The organism is Paraglaciecola sp. T6c, from assembly GCF_000014225.1.
Taxonomy (GTDB): Bacteria; Pseudomonadota; Gammaproteobacteria; order Enterobacterales; family Alteromonadaceae; genus Paraglaciecola; species Paraglaciecola atlantica_A.
In genome coordinates, this window is the sequence record NC_008228.1 from 4,145,153 (window position 1) to 4,164,221 (window position 19,069).

The 19,069-nt window shown below is 46.2% G+C and carries 15 protein-coding genes; 5 read left to right on the forward strand and 10 right to left on the reverse strand.

The features are described from left to right. Positions 1–648 precede the first annotated feature (648 nt). Positions 649–1,941, forward strand: a complete 1,293-nt coding sequence (locus PATL_RS17705) for a spinster family MFS transporter (RefSeq protein ID WP_011576185.1) — start codon at positions 649–651, stop codon at positions 1,939–1,941. 34 nt (positions 1,942–1,975) lie between these two features. On the opposite strand, the gene PATL_RS17710 is transcribed toward PATL_RS17705, so the two are convergent. From PATL_RS17710 to grxB, 3 genes are all read right to left on the reverse strand, one after another. Further along, positions 1,976–3,769: a DEAD/DEAH box helicase gene (locus PATL_RS17710; protein WP_011576186.1), complete on the reverse strand. Its 1,794-nt coding sequence runs from the start codon at positions 3,767–3,769 to the stop codon at positions 1,976–1,978. A gap of 77 nt (positions 3,770–3,846) precedes the next feature. Continuing rightward, positions 3,847–5,088 (reverse strand): nucleoside phosphatase, encoded by a 1,242-nt coding sequence (locus PATL_RS17715; protein WP_232283248.1) that lies wholly within the window; start codon positions 5,086–5,088, stop codon positions 3,847–3,849. A 101-nt stretch (positions 5,089–5,189) separates the two neighbouring features. Further along, complete coding sequence (gene grxB / locus PATL_RS17720) at positions 5,190–5,849, reverse strand: glutaredoxin 2 (RefSeq protein WP_049765967.1); 660 nt, start codon at positions 5,847–5,849, stop codon at positions 5,190–5,192. 321 nt (positions 5,850–6,170) lie between these two features. On the opposite strand from grxB, the gene PATL_RS17725 reads away from it, so the two are divergent. Beyond that, a complete protein-coding gene (locus PATL_RS17725; RefSeq protein WP_011576189.1) occupies positions 6,171–7,919 on the forward strand; it encodes a gamma-glutamyltransferase family protein in 1,749 nt (582 codons plus the stop codon). A gap of 356 nt (positions 7,920–8,275) precedes the next feature. On the opposite strand, the gene PATL_RS17730 is transcribed toward PATL_RS17725, so the two are convergent. The 6 genes from PATL_RS17730 to PATL_RS17755 all read right to left on the reverse strand — a co-directional run bounded on the left by PATL_RS17730 (position 8,276) and on the right by PATL_RS17755 (position 13,090). Beyond that, positions 8,276–8,554 (reverse strand): hypothetical protein, encoded by a 279-nt coding sequence (locus PATL_RS17730; protein ID WP_011576190.1) that lies wholly within the window; start codon positions 8,552–8,554, stop codon positions 8,276–8,278. Between the two features lie 33 nt (positions 8,555–8,587). Further along, positions 8,588–9,070, reverse strand: a complete 483-nt coding sequence (locus PATL_RS17735) for a hypothetical protein (RefSeq protein ID WP_232283249.1) — start codon at positions 9,068–9,070, stop codon at positions 8,588–8,590. 10 nt (positions 9,071–9,080) lie between these two features. Next, positions 9,081–9,386, reverse strand: a complete 306-nt coding sequence (locus tag PATL_RS17740; RefSeq protein WP_011576192.1) for a DUF883 family protein — start codon at positions 9,384–9,386, stop codon at positions 9,081–9,083. Between the two features lie 409 nt (positions 9,387–9,795). After that, positions 9,796–10,398, reverse strand: a complete 603-nt coding sequence (locus tag PATL_RS17745; protein ID WP_011576193.1) for a DUF502 domain-containing protein — start codon at positions 10,396–10,398, stop codon at positions 9,796–9,798. A 391-nt stretch (positions 10,399–10,789) separates the two neighbouring features. Further along, positions 10,790–12,412, reverse strand: coding sequence for a methyl-accepting chemotaxis protein (locus PATL_RS17750; RefSeq protein ID WP_232283250.1), 1,623 nt, complete (start codon positions 12,410–12,412; stop codon positions 10,790–10,792). Positions 12,413–12,580: 168 nt separating this feature from the next. After that, positions 12,581–13,090, reverse strand: coding sequence for an Lrp/AsnC family transcriptional regulator (locus PATL_RS17755; protein WP_011576195.1), 510 nt, complete (start codon positions 13,088–13,090; stop codon positions 12,581–12,583). A 213-nt stretch (positions 13,091–13,303) separates the two neighbouring features. On the opposite strand from PATL_RS17755, the gene PATL_RS17760 reads away from it, so the two are divergent. The 3 genes from PATL_RS17760 to PATL_RS17770 all read left to right on the forward strand — a co-directional run bounded on the left by PATL_RS17760 (position 13,304) and on the right by PATL_RS17770 (position 18,151). Then, entirely contained in the window at positions 13,304–15,460 is a 2,157-nt protein-coding gene (locus PATL_RS17760; RefSeq protein ID WP_011576196.1) for a TonB-dependent receptor, read from the forward strand. A gap of 86 nt (positions 15,461–15,546) precedes the next feature. Then, positions 15,547–16,866 (forward strand): purine-cytosine permease family protein, encoded by a 1,320-nt coding sequence (locus PATL_RS17765; RefSeq protein WP_011576197.1) that lies wholly within the window; start codon positions 15,547–15,549, stop codon positions 16,864–16,866. Between the two features lie 163 nt (positions 16,867–17,029). Further along, entirely contained in the window at positions 17,030–18,151 is a 1,122-nt protein-coding gene (locus PATL_RS17770) for a DUF917 domain-containing protein (RefSeq protein ID WP_011576198.1), read from the forward strand. Positions 18,152–18,257: 106 nt separating this feature from the next. On the opposite strand, the gene PATL_RS17775 is transcribed toward PATL_RS17770, so the two are convergent. Then, entirely contained in the window at positions 18,258–18,956 is a 699-nt protein-coding gene (locus PATL_RS17775) for a pseudouridine synthase (RefSeq protein ID WP_041714036.1), read from the reverse strand. Positions 18,957–19,069: the final 113 nt, after the last annotated feature.

Here is a 19,069-nt window from a genome sequence, read left to right on the forward strand (position 1 = left end):
TGACGATAAGCGAAGCGCATGGTGAGCAACGCGAATGCTTGGTGTGCGCAGCACATAAGTGAGCGAAGCGATTGCTTAGCACACGCAGTGTGTAAACAGCGAAGCTGTGCTGTGTGGCCGAAGGCCATAAATAAGCGCAGCGCATAAGTAAGCAACGCGAATGCTTGGTGTGCGCAGCACATAAATGAGCGAAGCGATTGCTTAGCACACGCAGTGTGTAAACAGCGAAGCTGTGCTGTGTGGCCGAAGGCCATAAATAAGCGCAGCGCATGGTGAGCAAAGCAAATGCCCCGTGGCCGAAGGCCATAAATAAGCGCAGCGCATAAGTAAGCAACGCGCATGCTCAGTGCGCACAGCGTATAAATAAGCGACGCGCATACTCAGTGCGCACAGCGTATAAATAAACGAAGTGCATGCTCCTTAAAAACAAAACCCACTGGGTATAATTGTTTATTCATAATAAAAATAGATGCTGAGCCTTCAAGTTGTAACCACCCAGTAACCGCATTGTTACTGACTTGTAAAGAATGTGGGGTTTTGTGTGGTGCCCAGTGAGCACCCTCACGCCCATTGCTGATGCTTGAGCGGATAATATTTAGTCGGCATACTCGATTTTCCTATTAGCCAATACTCTTTTGAGAATGTTCTATGAATGCGGAAACACGCAGTTATCGACGCTATGTCCTGTTTATTCTTACCTTGGTTTATATCTTCAATTTTGTTGATCGCCAAATTTTGGTCATCCTGCAAGAGCCGATTAAAGCGGAGCTGGGGTTATCTGATACCCAGCTAGGTCTATTAACTGGTTTTGCGTTTGCTTTGTTCTATGTGGTGGTAGGTATTCCTATCGCTCGCTGGGCTGATGTGGGTAATCGGCGCAATATTGTCAGCTTAGCCCTAGTCGTATGGAGCGGTATGACCGCGGTGTCAGGCTTGGCGCAAAACTATACCCAATTACTACTGGCCCGAATTGGCGTCGGCATTGGCGAAGCTGGTGCGAGCCCGCCTTCTCATTCAATGATTTCAGATTACTATGCGCCTGAAGAACGCGGTGCGGCCATGTCTATTTACAGCATGGGCTTGTATCTGGGGATTTTGGTGGGCTTGCTGTTAGGCGGCTGGTTGGCAGATAAAATCGGATGGCGTATGGCGTTTTTTGCCGTGGGCTTGCCCGGTATATTAATGGCCGTTGTCGTGCGCTTAACCTTGAAAGAGCCGCCCCGTGGCGGTTCAGGCATGGTCTCTGACCCGAACGTGGGCGAAAAGTACACCTTTAAGCAAACATTGGGGTTCTTGTGGAAGTCTAAACCGTTTCGTAAAGCGGCCTTTGCTGCCGGTTTCTGTGCGTTTACCGGTTACTCTACCTTAACCTTTATCCCTTCGTTCTTAATTCGTAGTCACGGTATGAGCATCGCGGAAGTGGGCGTTTCTCTTGGCCTTATTATTGGTTTCTCTGGCGTCATTGGTGCACTCAGCGGCGGTTTTCTAGCCGACAAATTCGGCAAGATGAATTTGCGTTGGTACATGTGGGTCCCTGCCATTGGCGTGCTGCTTTCTGTGCCCTTTAGTCTACTGGCATTGAGCCTGGACTCGTTGACCTTGGTGTTGGTGTGCATCTTTATCAGCAATGTATTTGGCTCTTGTTACCTTGGCCCCACGATTGCGATTTCCCATCATTTGGTTAAACCGTCGATGCGTGCAACAACCTCGGCAATTTTGTTCTTTATTCTCAACATTGTCGGTTTGGGTTGTGGCCCTGTTGTCACCGGCGTAGTCAGCGACTATTTTGCCCCTGAATACGGTAGTGAATCACTGCGTTATGCATTGGTTTTCTCTAGTTTGGTGATTTTACTGGCGGTAGTGCAATACATTCGCAGCGGCTCCGCGTTATCAGCCCATGAAGCGGCTAAACCATCGCCGAAGGAACCTGCTTCAGTTTAAATGCTAGCGCCTGTGGCTAGCGCAAAAAAGTGCGCTAGCCAAGGGCATTGGCCTTGCGATATGGCCCTTGGTAATCAAATAATCGTTCGGTGACTTGCCAGTGGTGTTTTTGCTTTTTGGCGATCACAAAGTCAGGTGTTGGTAGATAGGGCAAAAACGGTTGCAACTCTTCAATGGATTCGAAATGAATTGACTGGGTGGCGCTGGCTAATCTTCGGGCGAATAAATCATTAAAGCGTTGTCGCGCTTTTTTATAATTGAAGCGAAAGGTTTCTGATAGTGTTAGACCATCTTCATCGTGGTAGGTGATTTTTATGCTCTTGTCCGCCTGGTTGATCACAGGCGTTATGGCGGCGCAGCGTAGCACTTTATTATTATTTAAATTTAACGCCTTTCTCAATATGTCGTCAGGGTCGATGAGCTTCTCATTGCAGTGATGGCATTGTCTGGCAGCAATGTCGTTCTCCTGATTGCAATAGGGGCAGTGTTTAAAGCGAAAGCGATAGCTGCATTGCATTGTGAGTTGTGGGCCATCGACGGTGTTTGGGCTATCAGAGGCGTCAGGGCTTTCAATCAAGCCTTGGCAGCGGCGACCAAAATGCTCAAGTATGTGACCCTCTGCGTCTTTTCTCCCCCAAAATGCATTAGCAAAACCGCATTGTGGGCAATGTACTTGCACGGCAACAGAATCTGGCGTTGGCTTTTTTTCGCCAATTTCAGGCTGAAAAATATCGTAACCATTATTGGTGTAATCCAACACTAAGCAGTCCTTTTTGCCTGGGCTTAGGCGCAAGCCGCGCCCGACAATTTGTTGAAATAAACTGATCGATTGTGTGGGCCGCAAAATGGCAATCACGTCTACGTGGGGCGCATCAAAGCCTGTGGTTAATACAGATACATTCACTAAGTACTTAATGTGTTTAGCTTTAAAGGCAGCGATGAGCGTGTCACGTTGCTTTATTTTTGTGGTGCCGGTGATTAAGGCGGTTTGCTGTGGGGGTAAGTAACCGCAAATTTCTTTTGCGTGATCGATAGTGGCGGCAAAAATCATGACGCCTTGGCGGTCCTGACTAAGCTGTAGTATTTGCTCGGTCACGGCCTTAGTCACTCTAGGGTGTTTATCAATGAGTTCATTTAATGCGATGTCATCGGTATTTTGCTCGCCGTCCAAACTTTCTGTTAGCAAACTAAAATCATAATGAGCAACGGCGGCATCATAATGAATGGGCGGCGTTAAATAATGGTTTTTGACCATGTATTGCAAAGGAAGCTCAAAAATACATTTTTTGAAAAAAGATTGGGCTGAGGGCCGTGTATAACCATGGTAGTGATGCTGATAAATCCAACCACTGCCTAGTCGATAAGGAGTAGCGGTTAAGCCAAGCATTTTTACCTTTGGATTTAAACGGCGAAAATGTTCCAGGGTTTTATTGTATTGAGCGCTGTCTGCTAGCCCTACTCGGTGACATTCATCAATAATAATTAAGCTAGCAGGAGCGTCAAAAGCCTCTAAGTTTGCAGACAGCGACTGAATACTAGCGAAGGTCGTTTTCAGGTTGCTGTCTTTTTGGCCTAAGCCAGCTGAAAAGAGTCCTGCCGACGAGCCGGTAGCAAGAAACTTAGCGTGATTTTGCTCCACTAACTCTTTGACATGAGCAAGGCAGATAACACGGCCTTTTGCTAATCGACTCAACTCGGCAATAACCAAACTTTTGCCTGCCCCCGTCGGCAATACAATCACTGCGGGGTCATCGCTTTGCCGAAAATGCGCTAGGGCGGCATCAACCGCTTGCGTTTGGTAATCACGTAATATGAATGCTTGGCTCATCAAATTTGAAAATCGAGTCTAGGTTGCGATGGATCCTATCAAAAATAAAGAAGGTACGGCGCATGGTTTGTGCTTTATCAGTGACGTAAGCAGCCAGAGGCCATCCAGCGACATACCGGCGGCGTCGCTACGTCCGCTAAGCAGTTTTCGATTTCACACAATACAGCGCCTCGTGTCCAGCTCACATCTTTTGTAGTGGTTTGAGCTGGCGAAATATTAAGGGTCTGCAAATATTTATCTAAATAAATCGGGATAAAACAGGCTGTTTGCGCTTTATAGCATGCATGACTTTTATTGAAACAGCATTGGTTGATGTCTGTTTCTTTTTTATAGTTAAATGCTCCGGTTAACGTCCATTTAGGGATGTTTTTCTGAGGATCCGGTAGCGTATTCGTTGCTCCTTTTGACCTTGTTGTCCCTTTTTTTCTAGGCCATGAGTAATTATATGGGTCTTTTATCTCTGAACTAGTACCGTCAATAGTAAGTAAAATATCATCAGCACAATCCGCGACACTCCACTCTTTTTGCGTCGCCCCTATCCCAAAAGCACAATTTTTAGGCACAGGATCAATAACCGGAGAGGTCAGTGACTTAGGGGCTTCATCTTGACCCAAGCCCAGATAAGAATAACTGTATATCTGTATGGGTTTGCCATTTAACCTCACTTTCTTAACCGCATCATCAGCAAGTGAGCAATCTGGGCAGGCAAACGTCACCTGTGATGAGGCGCCGCCCATATCAACAATCCCGAAATCGGTTGCGATATATGTGTCTTGCACACTTAACCAAGCAAACAATCCCTCTTCGAATCCAGTGACTGTTTTCGTTTCAATTAACACCTCTGAGCCAAATTTTTCAGCTAACTTTTGCGTTAAGGTTTGCCACATGATGAGGCTACCTTCGGGATTAGATTGTTCCGCAATACGCATACCAGCCGTGGCATATATTCTTGCTGATACAACATTGCATTGATTCACCCAGTCGAATCCTACCCATCGGGGTTTTCCTTTATGTAGGTCGCCATCACTTTTGATTAAATCTAATGTACTGATAACGTCACTCACAATGCTATCGATATCCGTCACTTGGCTTTCGTTAATGCCGCGCAATGGGTCGGCAATAGCCCGCACTTTTGGGCCACTATGGGCGATTAAATTTGTACCTGATTCTTCGTATACAAACAAACGAGTGCCGCTACTACCGGCATCGTAAATGATGTGACAAATATTTTTTGGGGAGGCCATTGGCATATTGAAGCAGCTACTCAAAGCCAAAAGACTCAGTGCGAACAGCGCGGCCTTGGATATTACATGATGCAAAAAATAATCCTCTTACCAATAAGGTTTTTATATGAAGTATCAGAAGCGCTGAGCTAGATGTTGTATGGCGCTTTGTTAGTGCGCCGCGCTATTACGTTCTTTTATTGCGCGACATCGTAAAACAGAGGAATTTTACAGGTTGTTGAAAAGTAATCTAGATAGGCGCCTACTTTTGGCGGTATTGTTAGCCCTTTAATTAAGGTGATGCCCCGTAATCGGCCAAATAAGGTTATATCGTCAATAGAAAGCTGCTCATTCACACCTGTTTCGCTGTGTAACATGTGCGCCAACTCCCCTAACTTATCTTCAAATGCTTTGATGAGTGATTTGCTATTGGCCAATGCCTCAGCAAAAGAGCCAAGTTCCTTGGTTTTTTTGTGAGTGAAATAATCTATCGCACTTTGTGTTTGAAACTCCTTCACTGGTGAGGTTACCCACCTTGGGTAAAGTAGTTGCTTCATTAATAAGTTGACGTCTTTCAACCAAGCCGATACGTCTGCTCGATTCGCTGAGGGTGAAAATATCGGGCTGCCGTCAAGTTGGTCAATATAGCTGACTATATCCATGCTTTCAGGCATAAAGCTACCATCAGGCTTTTTCAAAATTGGGCATGCTTTAACGCCTATCATGGCTATCGGTGTTGCTTCATCGTCGCTAGGTAACACGGTTAGTTCGACAGATACGTTTTTCATAGCAAAAGGCATACGTGCCATAACACAGTATGGGCAATGGTCGTAAATATATAAGTGCATAATCGACATAATAAAATGATTCCTCAAGTCTAAATGAGCTGACATTATCCTGAACTCCAGCATAAGACAAATCGACAATGCGAAAGGCGTTTTTTGCTGCTCATGTCCAAAATGAAACGCTAATTTGTGTGTTCGGGGATTAATTAGGTTTGATTTTTGTAAGCCCATTGTCAGCAAGGGCTTTTTTGTGATAGAAAAATACTAGGTGATACATCTTATGAGTATCGCCTTTTGGGTGTACTGCGCATTTTGAAACGTTTCAAAAGTGATTCTCGCCTCTTTAATTTCACTGTCATTTGTCTATCAAATTTTAACTATCGGGAACAATCAATGAAGTTTCATATACTCGCCTTCGGGGTGTTATCCGTCAGCCTTTGGGGTTGTAGCTCAGCGGAGAACCAAACAGAAATAAGAGCAGCACTGCCTCAACAGCAGGCCATGGTGGTCACTGCTAACCCCCACGCTACAGCCGCAGGATTAGAAGTATTGCGCGCTGGTGGTTCAGCGGTCGACGCGGCTATCGCCATTGAATCAGTATTGAGTCTCGTTGAGCCGCAAAGCTCTGGCCTAGCCGGCGGTGCATTTATGGTGCATTACGACAACGAAACAAAATCAATCGCAGTTTACGATGGCCGTGAGAGTGCACCAAGTGGTGCTAAGCCTGATATGTTCATGCTTGAGAACGGCGATTCAATGTCGTATATCGATGCAAAAACTAGCGGCTTATCCACCGGCGTACCTGGCATCGTCGCCATGTTATCCATGGCCCATAAAGACCAAGGTACCTTAGAGTGGAGTAGCTTGTTCAGCTATGCCAGTAAACTCGCTACCGATGGTTTTGAAATATCTCCTCGATTGCACGGCATGCTCGAACGATTTGGTAAATATATCCCCAGCTCCCGTGACCAAGGCCCGTTAGATGCGCACAATTATTTTTTTGATGACGCCGGCCAGCCTCATCCAACGGGTTATTTATTAAAAAACCCTGAGTACGCGAAAACACTAGCGATCATCGCTAACGACCCAAGCGACTTTTACCACGGTGATATTGCTAAAAAGATTGCTGCCATGGTGCAGCAGCAGCCAAGAGCGGGCTCGTTAACGGCTGAAGATATCGCAGCTTATCAGCCGGTTAAGCGCACCGCACTGTGTCAGGATTACCGTGATACGCAAATTTGTGGCGCACCGCCACCGTCTTCATGGTTGGCTGTAGGCATGATCATGGGTATTTTAGAAAACGGCCCGCGCCCGAGTGCTGCTGGCCCCACAGATCCGAAAAATTGGGCTGTTTTGGCTCAAGCTCAACAGTTGGCCTATGCCGACAGAGACCAATTTATTGCCGACCCTAACTTTATCGATATGCCCATAACCGGCATGTTGAATAAAGCGTATTTGGCAAAACGAGCCACCTTGATCTCTGATAAGGCAACCCCTGAGACTTACGCAGTAGGCGACCCTTGGGCGTATAACGACACACCCAGAAATACAACAGCCGGTATTGACGCGACCCGAGATGTACACGGCACGACCCACTTCGTCATTGTGGATACCAAAGGCGATGTGGTGTCTATGACGGCAACCGTTGAAAGTATCTTCGGTACCACGCGCATGGTAGGCGGTATGTTTTTGAACAATCAGTTAACGGATTTCTCGTTTCAGCACCATGATAAAAACGGCAATGCTATCGTCAATGCTGTAGCGGCAAATAAACGCCCGCGCTCATCTATGTCACCTTCCATCGTGCTGGACAAAAACGGTGAGTTCTTGTTAGCAACCGGCTCTCCTGGCGGCAACAACATCATCGCTTACACAGTGAAAACCTTGGTTGGCGTGTTCGAGTGGGACCTAAGTCCACAAGCCGCAGTTGACTTACCAAACATGGTTGCCAGAGGCAAAACCGTGCGTTTAGAAAAAGACGTTGCGCCCGATTCACTTATCTCAGCCATGAAAGACATGGGCTTCGATGTTGATGCATCAAAAGGTGAGAATTCAGGTTTAAGTGTGATTATGCGCCAGCCTGATGGCAGCCTAGAAGGTGCAGCAGATAAGCGCAGAGAAGGCGTAATCGGCTCACTTTAAAACGAGTAAGCAGAACTTTCATACAACAAACGGCGGCCAACTTGAGCCGCCGTTTTCGTTTGACGCTTTCAAGCTTCGCATGCCCGCGGCTGCTCTTGCCCCAAACACAGAAGTCTAGTCAGGTTAGCTTGTTAGATAGGAAATGATGTTATCTATCATGGTATGGATTCCGATCCGGCCGTGCACTTGACCGTCGGCCGTTTAACATGTTGCAGGTGAACTATTCTACATCGGAACTGGCTCGCCCACTAATAGTGATGGCAAGCCAGCTCACACAAGGAATAAAAAAGGAGTCACCGAAAAGCGGCAGAGGAATATTGCCTTAGGTGAGTTGAGTGACTCCTAAAAAACTGTTTTTAAGCCAGATTAACTAGGCTAACGATGCGCATTATCAGTGGCACCGATGCGGGCTTAGAGCCTGTCATGCCCACTGCAGCACCTGCAGCAAACGCCCCTACAGGTGTTAATGGCAATCTGCAAAATTCTTTGGTCGCACTAGCAACCTGTTCCTTACGCGCTAAAATCATCTGCTGATTTTCAAACGCATCTGACGTTGCTCTTTCAACATCGGTTAACCGTCGACCTAATAAGAGTCGGCTGATAGAGTGACCAAAATTACTGTCAGTTGACATCATCTGCCTCCTTGAGCGCCCCTATCTAGGTCGCGATTAATGCTGAAAATGGTGCTTAGTATTCATACTCTGGGCCGATTTATTGTCATCTGACTTAGCCTTTGAAGCCTTCGTGCCTGACAATGTCAATGCGTCCCATGCCCGGGATAAACTCACGTGCTTAAGCAGCGCTTTAATGGTCATTACTATGCCCAAGGCTACCGCGGCATTCAGTAAAATCACGCCGCTGCCCACCCACACCCAATGCACATTAAGTTGGATAAGCCCCAGCGCTAACATAGCGTTTAGAGTGATCCACAAAGTTGCACTGACTGCCGTTAGTAGCAGCACACCAGTCAACACCAACACCATGGCTCGGGCAGAGAGTTTCCACTCACGCCCGGCTAAGGTCTTGGCTAGCGATAGCTGTCGCTGGTAGCGTTTGCCTGCATCCGTAGCGGCCCCGATGATTTCCTTTATAAGTTCACCGTGCTGTTGGCTGTCTTCTTCAGCAGTGCGAGGCTTATCCGGGTTAGGCATGTCCATTTGCTTAGCGCTTACGCAACAGCGAAGTGATTAGCATACCGGCGGTAAACGCAATGCCTACGGTGGCGATTGGGTTTTCAGTAGCGAATTTACGCACTTGTGAACCGTTCCACTGTTTGACCATTTTCTCTTGCGCTTCACCCAGAGATTCCGCAGAGCGCTGTGCTGTGTCGCGCACAGAACGTTCCGCTTTAGACGCTTTATCTGCTACTGCATCTACAGAGTCGTGCAATGCTTCTTGCGCTTTTTTCGAAACTGGCGAATCCGTTTTTGAGTTAGTATTCGCTGTCGTTGTTTTTGCATTTTCCATGATTTTCCCCTTACGTTGTTAGGTCGTTTAACCGAGTGGCTAAGTTCACACCTTTGGGTTTAGGTTAACGTTTTGCGCTGTGCCTAAATCCAATGAGAAGGTTCTCGCAAATGCATAGGTGTTTATTTGCATCCTTGACTAAGTAAAAGCAATGGCTGTGCCAGCGCGGTAAATAATAAGAAAAACCATATATGCCAATAAGTTACAATAAATGGTGTATCACCAGCGCAGCCGCGCCTTTCAGAACTGTGGGAAATTATTGCATCGGGTGTGCAATTCTTACGGGGGCTGAAATCAGAGAGGTTTATTTACCTAAAAATGGCTAAAATTGACATGAAATGCCTGCTTTTACAGACACTCCGTTAACCACCCAAACCTTTAGTACAAAAAGCAACCAGTAGAGATGTCATTATTGAGGGAGTTTTTGCTTTTTAAATCCGTTTTCGTTCTTGGATTGGCTGCCACCAGTGAGCGCAATACGCATAGCAGTTTCTACGTCTATATCCAGTGGGGTTACTTTAGTTTTGTCTATATATAAGGTATAGCCACCTATTTGGTAACTAAGAGGAATGTAAACGCCGACTTTTTGCGCATCGTTAAATAACGTTTTTCCACCTTCGGCATTGGTCACAAAACCAATTAAATCAATACTGTCGCTAATTTGTACCGACACAACGCTTTGCATCTTTTGTTGCTTACCCACATTGATTAGGTTTACGGCATCTTGAATGGCGCCATAAAAAGTTTTTACCAATGGAATGCGCTCGAAAACCCGCTCGCCCCAATGCAGTAGTACTTTAACCACATAAGCGTTGACTAATAAACCTGCGAAAAACAACAACACAATGCCTGTCACTAACCCCATGCCTGGGAAGTACCATTGAGCAGGTATGATCGGCGTTAACGCCAACTCCACGGTTGTTACCAGCCAATACAATGCATAAACAGTCAATGTTATAGGCACCACAGCTAACAAGCCTTGGACGACCAGTAGCATAATTTTTTTGAGCATAAGTGGGTCTCGGGAAGAAAATGAAGCAGCCTAGGGTAATATAAAAGCTGCATGCGTTATTTGATTTACTTAAATTTTATCACGTTTTTAAAGTGGATAGAGGATCAACCACCAATTGCATTTCGAGGCAATAATCCCCATCCGCATTAATCAGTGCCCGCCTCAGAGTGCGTCCAGCGGTTTTTATTAAGGCGTCGCAATGTCGTAATGCTTGTTCCCTTTCAAATAGTGAGAACGCAGAGCAAAGTCGCTGGGGCGTTCCCTCGTGATTTATCGGCTCAAGGCTGTGTATTGGCTCAAGGCTATTTTTAGGCTCGGGCTGTTTATCAGCTCAAGGCTGCTTTTAAGCTTAGGGCGACTTATAAGCTTAGTGCTGCTTTTAAGCTTAGGGCTATTGCACGAACTTCTTAATGATGCCAGCCATCCGATCTTTGACATCCATCAAGGTCAGGTTATCTTCATCGCACGATTGGGCATGCTCACCATTGAGTTTCGCTATTTGGCTTAGCTCATTCAAATGGCGCAGTATGTCTTGTGTCACGATGCTTTGTTGGGCAATCGCTTCAACGATATGTTGATTCACTGCTGCAATATCTTCAATTGCGTTGGTCACTCCTTTCAAATTACCATCGGCTTCAAGCACCTTATCAACACTGAATTTTGTTTGGTCTTGCCCTTGGCTAATCGCATTTACCGCATCACTGGTGCCTTGCTGCACATTTGCGATCATCTGCTGAATTTCTTCTGTAGATTGCTGAGTTTTAGCCGCAAGTGTACGGACCTCATCGGCCACGACAGCGAAGCCACGACCATGCTCCCCGGCTCGCGCGGCTTCTATGGCAGCATTGAGTGCTAATAAGTTGGTTTGCTCAGCAATGCCTTGAATAACGTCTAATACGGTACCTATTTTTCGCGCGTCTTCGTTTAACGCTGAAATCACTTTTGCGGTGTCTTCAATCTGCTTAGACGAGCCAGAAATGGTCTCAATGGTTTGCTGCATAACATCAATACTGGTGACCGCTGAGCGACTCGCTGTTGTCGCTGAATCTGCGGCATGATGAACATGCTGCTCAATAACTTGCGCCACTTGCGACAGTTGATCCACCGCTTCTTGCACACTGGCCGTGCCGTGATTTTGCTCCGTAACCCCCTGGCTGATGGCGCCAGCGCTGTCGACTAAACTAAAACAGACTCTGTCTAAATCTTGTTGTGTTGCGCCAAGCCCTGAATGGATCTCTAACAGGTCTACGCGCAATGTTTCTACTGACTGAGCCATTTGGCCAATTTCATCTTGGCGTTCAAACATTAAAGGAGATGCAAGCCGGCCTTGACTAACATCATGAATATGCTCACTTAATTTACGTAAAGGCGAAGTCACTAATGCTTTTAAACTCCACAACAGTAGGGCGAAGCCAAGCACTATGGTTGAAATTAAACTGACACTTCCCCACCATAAAGAGCGCCTAACTTGGCTATTCTTGGATTGGTTTTGCGATATTACTTGGCTGCTTATTTGCGCACTGAGGGTTTCAAGCAATTTAGTCGGTGCTCGGTCAATACCTGCCACAGCTTTATCGCCAACGTATGGGTCATAACCTGCATTAATAAAGGCTTGATAGCCCAACCGGTATTTGTCGTATAAAGTTGAATGCACTGAAGCAAAGTCGTTTAACTGCTCGCGCACTTGTGGACTGACATCTATGCTCTTCAAGGTATTCAGCTGCTGCTCAATTTCTTTGTGCCGTGCACTGAAGCTATTCCAATATTTTTCACGTTTTTGGCTATCTTTCCCCCTCAGAAGTACGTTTTTCCACTCTTGCACTTGTCGCTTAAAAGTGAGATTCACCGTATCAATTAACAGCGCTGCTTTTACTTCTCGCTCCAGTAAGTCGCTATATTGGTCTACATGAGAACTAAGATTGTTGATAGTCAGTGCAGCGATGAGGCCGAGTACTGCCACAAAAACCATCAATACACCCATTACTTTTGAACTGAGTTTTTTTATATTAACCAACGTCTTGCCCTGTTTTTATAGCCAAAGGTTATTCCACTTAGTCTATGCTTATTCAATATTATTATTGTTTGCGCTGAGTTTACCCCAGTACAAACTATTTTCATCTTTCACTATATATCGTCATCATTAATGATTTGATGAGTGCGTAAATTCCATCACACGCTCCTGCTAAAACTCAGGGCTTTCATCAATCCATTTAAGGTGCGCCAACGGATACCCCAAAAACCACTTGGCTCTGTCTAATACGATGCGGGTTTTAATGTGTTTGATCGACAATTCAGGGTTATCACTTAATTCGGTGCACGCTGCGTTGAGCGCTTTAATATCTGGGAAACAACTCAAGGAAATATAATCCACGTCTCCACTGAGCTGCATGCAATCCATGATGTGAGGCATGTTCTCGATGACGGCGGCGAAGCGTCTGCGAGTGGCAGCAGTGTTATTGTCAAAGGTGAATTCAATATAGGCCAACACATGCTCACATAACTGATCTAAGTTCACGTCAGCATGAGCAGCTCTAAAATAGCCGGCATCTTTGAGAGCCTTCACTCTTTGAAAACAGGCACTTGGCGATAAGTTAACGATTTCTGATAACTCTATATTGGTTAAATCAGCTTGCAGGTGCAGTGTTGCTAGAATTTTTCGGTTGTAACTATCGATTTTAATCGTTTTTTTCATTTCACTACCTGATGGTTGCCTTTTATCCTGGCTGATAAAGGCTGTTCAAACAAAATCTAGCGTTTATGGTAAAGGGTTCAAAAAATAATGCCTGAAACGAGCACGCACAACAAAATATTATTTTGTTCCAATTGTGGAAACTTAAACGACTCAAAATTTGAGCAGCGTTGGAACGGCTCAATATAAAAAATGAACTCCCACTGAGGCGTTAATATGCACAAAAAAGTAAAGCCCTTCATGCAATCTACCCTTGCCCTATGCGTTAGTCTATCGCTTGTTCCCCATGCTTACGCTCAAGTTACTGACACCCGCGCCTCGATACAAGCTCAAACAAATGATCTAGAAATTATCTCTATTTCTGCTCGTGGTCGAACAGAGTCCATTCAATCGGTGCCTGATTCAGTTACCGCGTTTTCATCCGATATGATACAAAGCGCACGAATTGCTAATTTCAGAGATGTAGCAAACCTAACACCTAACCTAACGCAATTAGATAATTTCCGCCCAGGTCTATCGCGCATCACTATTCGTGGCTTGATCACACCTCAAGTGGGCGATCCCCCGCTTGCTTTCGTGGTGGATGGCGTCACCGCATCTGATATTGAATTTATCAACCAAGATTTAGTAGACGTTGAGCGCATTGAAGTGATGCGCGGCGCCCAAGGTGCTTTATATGGCCGCGGAGCCGTGGGCGGTGCAGTGTTAATCACCACAAAACAACCCATTGAAGACTTAGAAGGCAGTGTAAAAGGGTCCTACAGTAATGGGAATGCCTATCATCTAAGCGGTGTACTATCCGGTTCGTTGAACGAAGAAGACAGCGCCTATTTTAGAGTAGGCGGTTATACCAAAAGCAGTGACGGCTTAATCGATAACGCGTTTTTAGACGAGGAGGCCGATGCCTTAGATGAGGACTCAGTCTTTGGACAATTGCAATTTGATATATTCGATGACACCCGCTTAAACATTAAAAGCAGATACACCACCAGCACGGCTGGATTTGCGTATTATCAAGGTGTGACCGCTGACACCATCGAAGATTTTTCCATCGACACCTCGCAAAACATAGCAAACCGCGACGAGCGCGATGTGTTCGAGATAAGTGCCAAACTGTCACAGGATTACGCATTGGGTACCTTTGATTTCATCACAGCTTACAGTCAATCCAAGAACGATCATTTCTACGACGGCGACTACTCTGCTGATGCCACTTTTATCGATGAAGCGGACTTATTTCGCGCTCCTTTTGGCACTGCGGGTGAGTCAGACGTAGAATCATTTACGGTTGAAAGCCGCTTCACCTCGCAAAATCAGCAACATTTACGCTGGGCGGTATCTTTGTTTTATCAAGACAGGCAACGGGACACAGTTGTGAGCTTTTTTGATGATTTTGCCGGCGACGCTCCCCGTAACCGCAGCGACTTCACTGACGAAGAGAAGTACTTAGTTATTGCCGACAACAACAGCAGCAAAGCGTGGGCTATTTCTGGCCAAGTAAACTATGACATTACCGACAAACTGGAATTGACCACTGCCTTACGTTTTGATCAAGACAAACGCGAGTCGTTTGCTCCTAATTTTGCTGATGACACCTTCGCGCAAAAAACCTTTAGCCAGTCGCAGCCAAAGGTCACCCTTGCTTACCAAGCAATGCCAAATTTTTTGGTTTATTCAAGTTACTCTAAAGGCTTTCGCAGCGGTGGATTCAATGAGCCAGCAGAGGGCATAAGCCGTACATTCAACAAAGAAGTATCAGACAGCGTTGAAGGTGGCTTTAAAGCCACCTTGTTTGAAAACTCGGTGACCTTAAACGGTGCTGCGTTTGCGATCGACCAAGATGATGCGCAAGTCACGCAATTCAATGTACGCACTTTTACACTTGAAAACCTCGCCATTGATCGTGTTGAAACCCGCGGAGTTGAGCTTGAACTTGGCGTGGCAGCGACACAGAACTTGGATATTCGCTTCAGCGCAGGCCTGATTGATTCTGAAATTAAAGCGTTCTCACGCCAGCCTTCGCTTGAGGGAGAAACCATGGTGTGGGTGCCTGACTACAACTTAGCATTGTCGGCCAACTACCTGACTGAGCTAAACGATACTTGGTCACTCACCTCAAGCGCGTCACTGCAAGTGGAAGGGCCTAAGTCATTCGACATTACCCAGCCGCAAATTCGTTCGTCTCAGTACCGCTTCATCAATGCCAACCTAGGATTACGCAGCGAACAATGGACAATTCAATTGTTTGTGAATAACTTAACCGATGAACGTGCGATCGAGGACATTTTTATATTAGACGATGGTGTTACAGAGTTTGCTCGCCAGCCTAATAAACCTCGCACTTACGGGATTGAAGCTGCATACCGCTTTTAGCGCAAACCTGTTTAGCATCCCTAGAGCCACAGCTAAACATTTTTAACAGCCCCAATCAGGGGCTGTCTTTTATAGGTTACTCAAACATGTCAGATAAACACAGCGCTGCAACTGCAACCTCTTTGAACGATTATGCTACAACGCCCGTGCCCCAAAGCGAGACAGTCAGTGGCATTGGGATAGGTATGATAAATGGCGGGCTGGCGTTTGCCGTGCCGGGGCTTATAACAGGTATACAACTGGGTGATGCATTGGGATTAGCGCAATCGATTTTCGCCTTTCTGCTGGGTGGTTTAGCACTGGCTATTTTAGGCACAGTCACTGGGCTTGTTGGCATGCATAATCGTTTTTCATCCTGCATGACGATTAAATTTGTGTTTGGTACATCCGGGGCGAACGTCATTAACTTTGCGTTTGTGGTGTCTTTGCTCGGTTGGTATGGCATTAATGTCGATTTATTCAGCCAAGTTAGCCAGCAGCTTTTACTTAAATACACTGATTCTGCCCCAGAGGCATGGCAGCTTGAAACGCTATTTGGTGTGCTGATAACAGTGATAACCATATGGGGTTTTAAAACCATAGAGCGCATCACCAATCTATTGGTGCCTATTTTATTTGCGATTGTGGTGTATTTATTGGTACAGAGCTTTGGCTATGCCCAAACCAACCCTACCCCCGAAATAATGAGCGGCTCACTGACCTTTGGCGAAGGGGTTTCAGCGGTCGTCGGTAGCTTTATTGTGAGTGTGGTACTCATGCCAGATTTCAGCCGCTATGCCGCTAAACCCATCGATACCGTTTACGCATCTTTTCTGCCTTTCTTGCTGATCAACTCTTTTGTATACGTTGTTGCGGCTTTTGCGGGCATTGTTGTGGCCGATAGCGACATTCTATCTGTGATGCTGGTGCTGGGTTTAGGCGGTTTGGCATTCTTTTTATTGCTTATTTCTTGCTGCGTCACCAATGTAATCAACCTTTACAGTTGTGGCCTAGGCATTATTGCCGTGTTCCCTAAATGTAAAGAGTGGCAATGCATCGTCGCCGCAGGCGTCTTAGGCACCGTGGTCGCGTCATTTGATCTACTGGACAACTTCACCAATTTCTTGTTTGGTTTATCCATCATATTCACCCCAGTCGCCGCCATTTACGTGGTGGATTTTTTCATCGTTAGGCGCGGTGAAAAATACACCCTGCAACACCTTACCCACAACCAAAGCTTGAATATACGTGCCATCATCGCATGGCTTATTGGCGTTTCTACCTCAATGGCGTCAAATCAAGGCTGGATCACTATCACCACGATTGAGGTTTTTGATGCCGTGTTACTCACGCTGCCTGCCTACTACTTATTATCACGTAGCGAAATCAGAGCACGTAACAAGCTAACAACGTCTCACCCACAGTAAACGAAATATTATTTTGTTTACCCGTACACATTCGAACAAGTTGTGCGGGTAAACCAACCATTTACCAACAAATACATTGCGCCACATCACTAATATTTATGCAGCTAAAAAAACACCAGATTGCTCTGGGTAAATGCTTCCCCAGCGCAAAAGAGGATTAAACATGAAACAGTTAACCCGGTTAGACATATCAGACATATTACATGGCTGCGCAGTACTTGGCACCGGTGGCGGTGGTGAGCTCAGCGAAGGTTTTCGCTATATTGAAGCCGCCTTTGCTGAGGGTAAAACCTTCACCTTGGTAGACATCGATGAAGTCCCAGACGGTGAAAAGCTATGTACACCTTATATGCTAGGTGCGCTAACCGCTATTTCTGGGGAAGAAGAGCAAGAATATGCCGCTCTGCCAAGAGCAAGCGGTATTCCCATGTTAGCAGCCTATGAGCGCCTACAAGCCCTGACGGGTGATGATTATTACGGCACTATTTGCTGTGAACTCGGTGGCTCCAATACGGCTATCTCCTTTTATCTAGCCGCCATGACAGACGGTTACATTATTGATGCCGACCCCGCTGGGCGCGCCGTACCCGAAATCACTCACTCAACCTATTATTTCAATGGTTTGCCTGCCGCGCCTATCGTGACGGCTAATGAATTTGGTGAGTGCTTTATCTGTGAAAACGTTGCAGATGACCAACGCGCTGAGCGTGTTGTGCGCGCCCTTGCTATGGTGAGTCGCAATGACATTGCAGCGATAGATCACGCTTTACCTGTGGAACAGCTTCGCGGTGCAGTGATTCCTGGCACCATCAGCAAAGCCTTAAACGTCGGTCAAGCTATTCGCTTAGCGGTTCAAGAACAAGATGACATTGCCGATGCCATCGCCGATTGCGCCGGTGGCTATGTGGCGTTTCGCGGCAACGTTAGCCAGTTTCATTTTGAGACCAAAGATGGATTCACCTTAGGCACTATCGACATTCAAGGCCACAGCCAGTACCAAGGCTCGACGTATGCTATTGATGTAAAGAATGAAAACATGGCGGCGCGTTTAAATGGCGTAGTAGATGTAACCATTCCTGATCTGATTTGTGTACTGGACGTGGATAACAATGTACCTGTGACTAATCCTTATCACAAAGTCGGGGCTAATTTGGCAGTCGTCATTTTACCTGCGCCGAAGGAGTTCACTGGCGAGAAAGGTCTTTCGGTATTCGGTCCTGCGTACGCAGGGATTGATCAAGCGTACGAATGCGCGGTGAGTAAGCATTTCGCTCAGCTTAAATAAATCTGCCTAATTCAGATATAAGGAGCCCATTTTACGAGTATCTCGCTCGTTAAATTGGCTTTGATATCAATACGCGTTTCATATGAAAAAAGGCATGATTACGCCGTTAAATTACACTTGGAGGAGCAACCGTTTGCCACTCGCCTTGGGCTAAATCTTGCAGCCTGTATTGACCAAATTGACTGCGATGCAGGGCTTCAACGTGATAACCGCAAGCGGCAAACATACGCCTCACTTGATGATATTTTCCTTCATTTAACGTCACGTTCGCTACATTTTCACTGACTATTTCTATTTTCGCGGGCAAGCACTGCTCAGCCCCTTCACCCAATACCACGCCTTTAGCGAATGAATCAATGATGTCACTTTGCAACGGGCAATCCACGCTCACTTGATACACCTTGTCTACGTGGTGCTTGGGGGACGTGAGTTGATGTACTAACTTGGTGTCATCGGTCACTAGAATAAGTCCGCTGGTGTCTTTGTCTAATCGGCCGACGCTGACTATTTTTGGGTTTCGAAATTCCCAGCGCTCAGGCAGCAAATCGTAAATACGCATGCCCTCGTTATTGTCATGACTGCACACATAACCTAAGGGCTTATTCAGCATCACGAGAATGCCATCAGGAGCATCAAGGGCTTCGCCGTCTACCCGCACGGTGGCAGGATCAACTTTTAACGCGGGAGATTTAGCGAATTCACCTTTGACGGTAACGCGTTTGCCTTTGAGTAAGTATCGGGCTTCTTTGCGGCTGCAATAGCCTAAATTACTCAGTAGCTGGTCAAGACGTTTAAGGGCGGGCATAGGGCTCCAAGGATGAAATACGAACATTGATAGATTCACAGCACACGTACTAGCATGCTCAGGGGCACAAAGTATGTCACATAAGTGCCCAAAAGTACGGTGGCTAAAGCAGA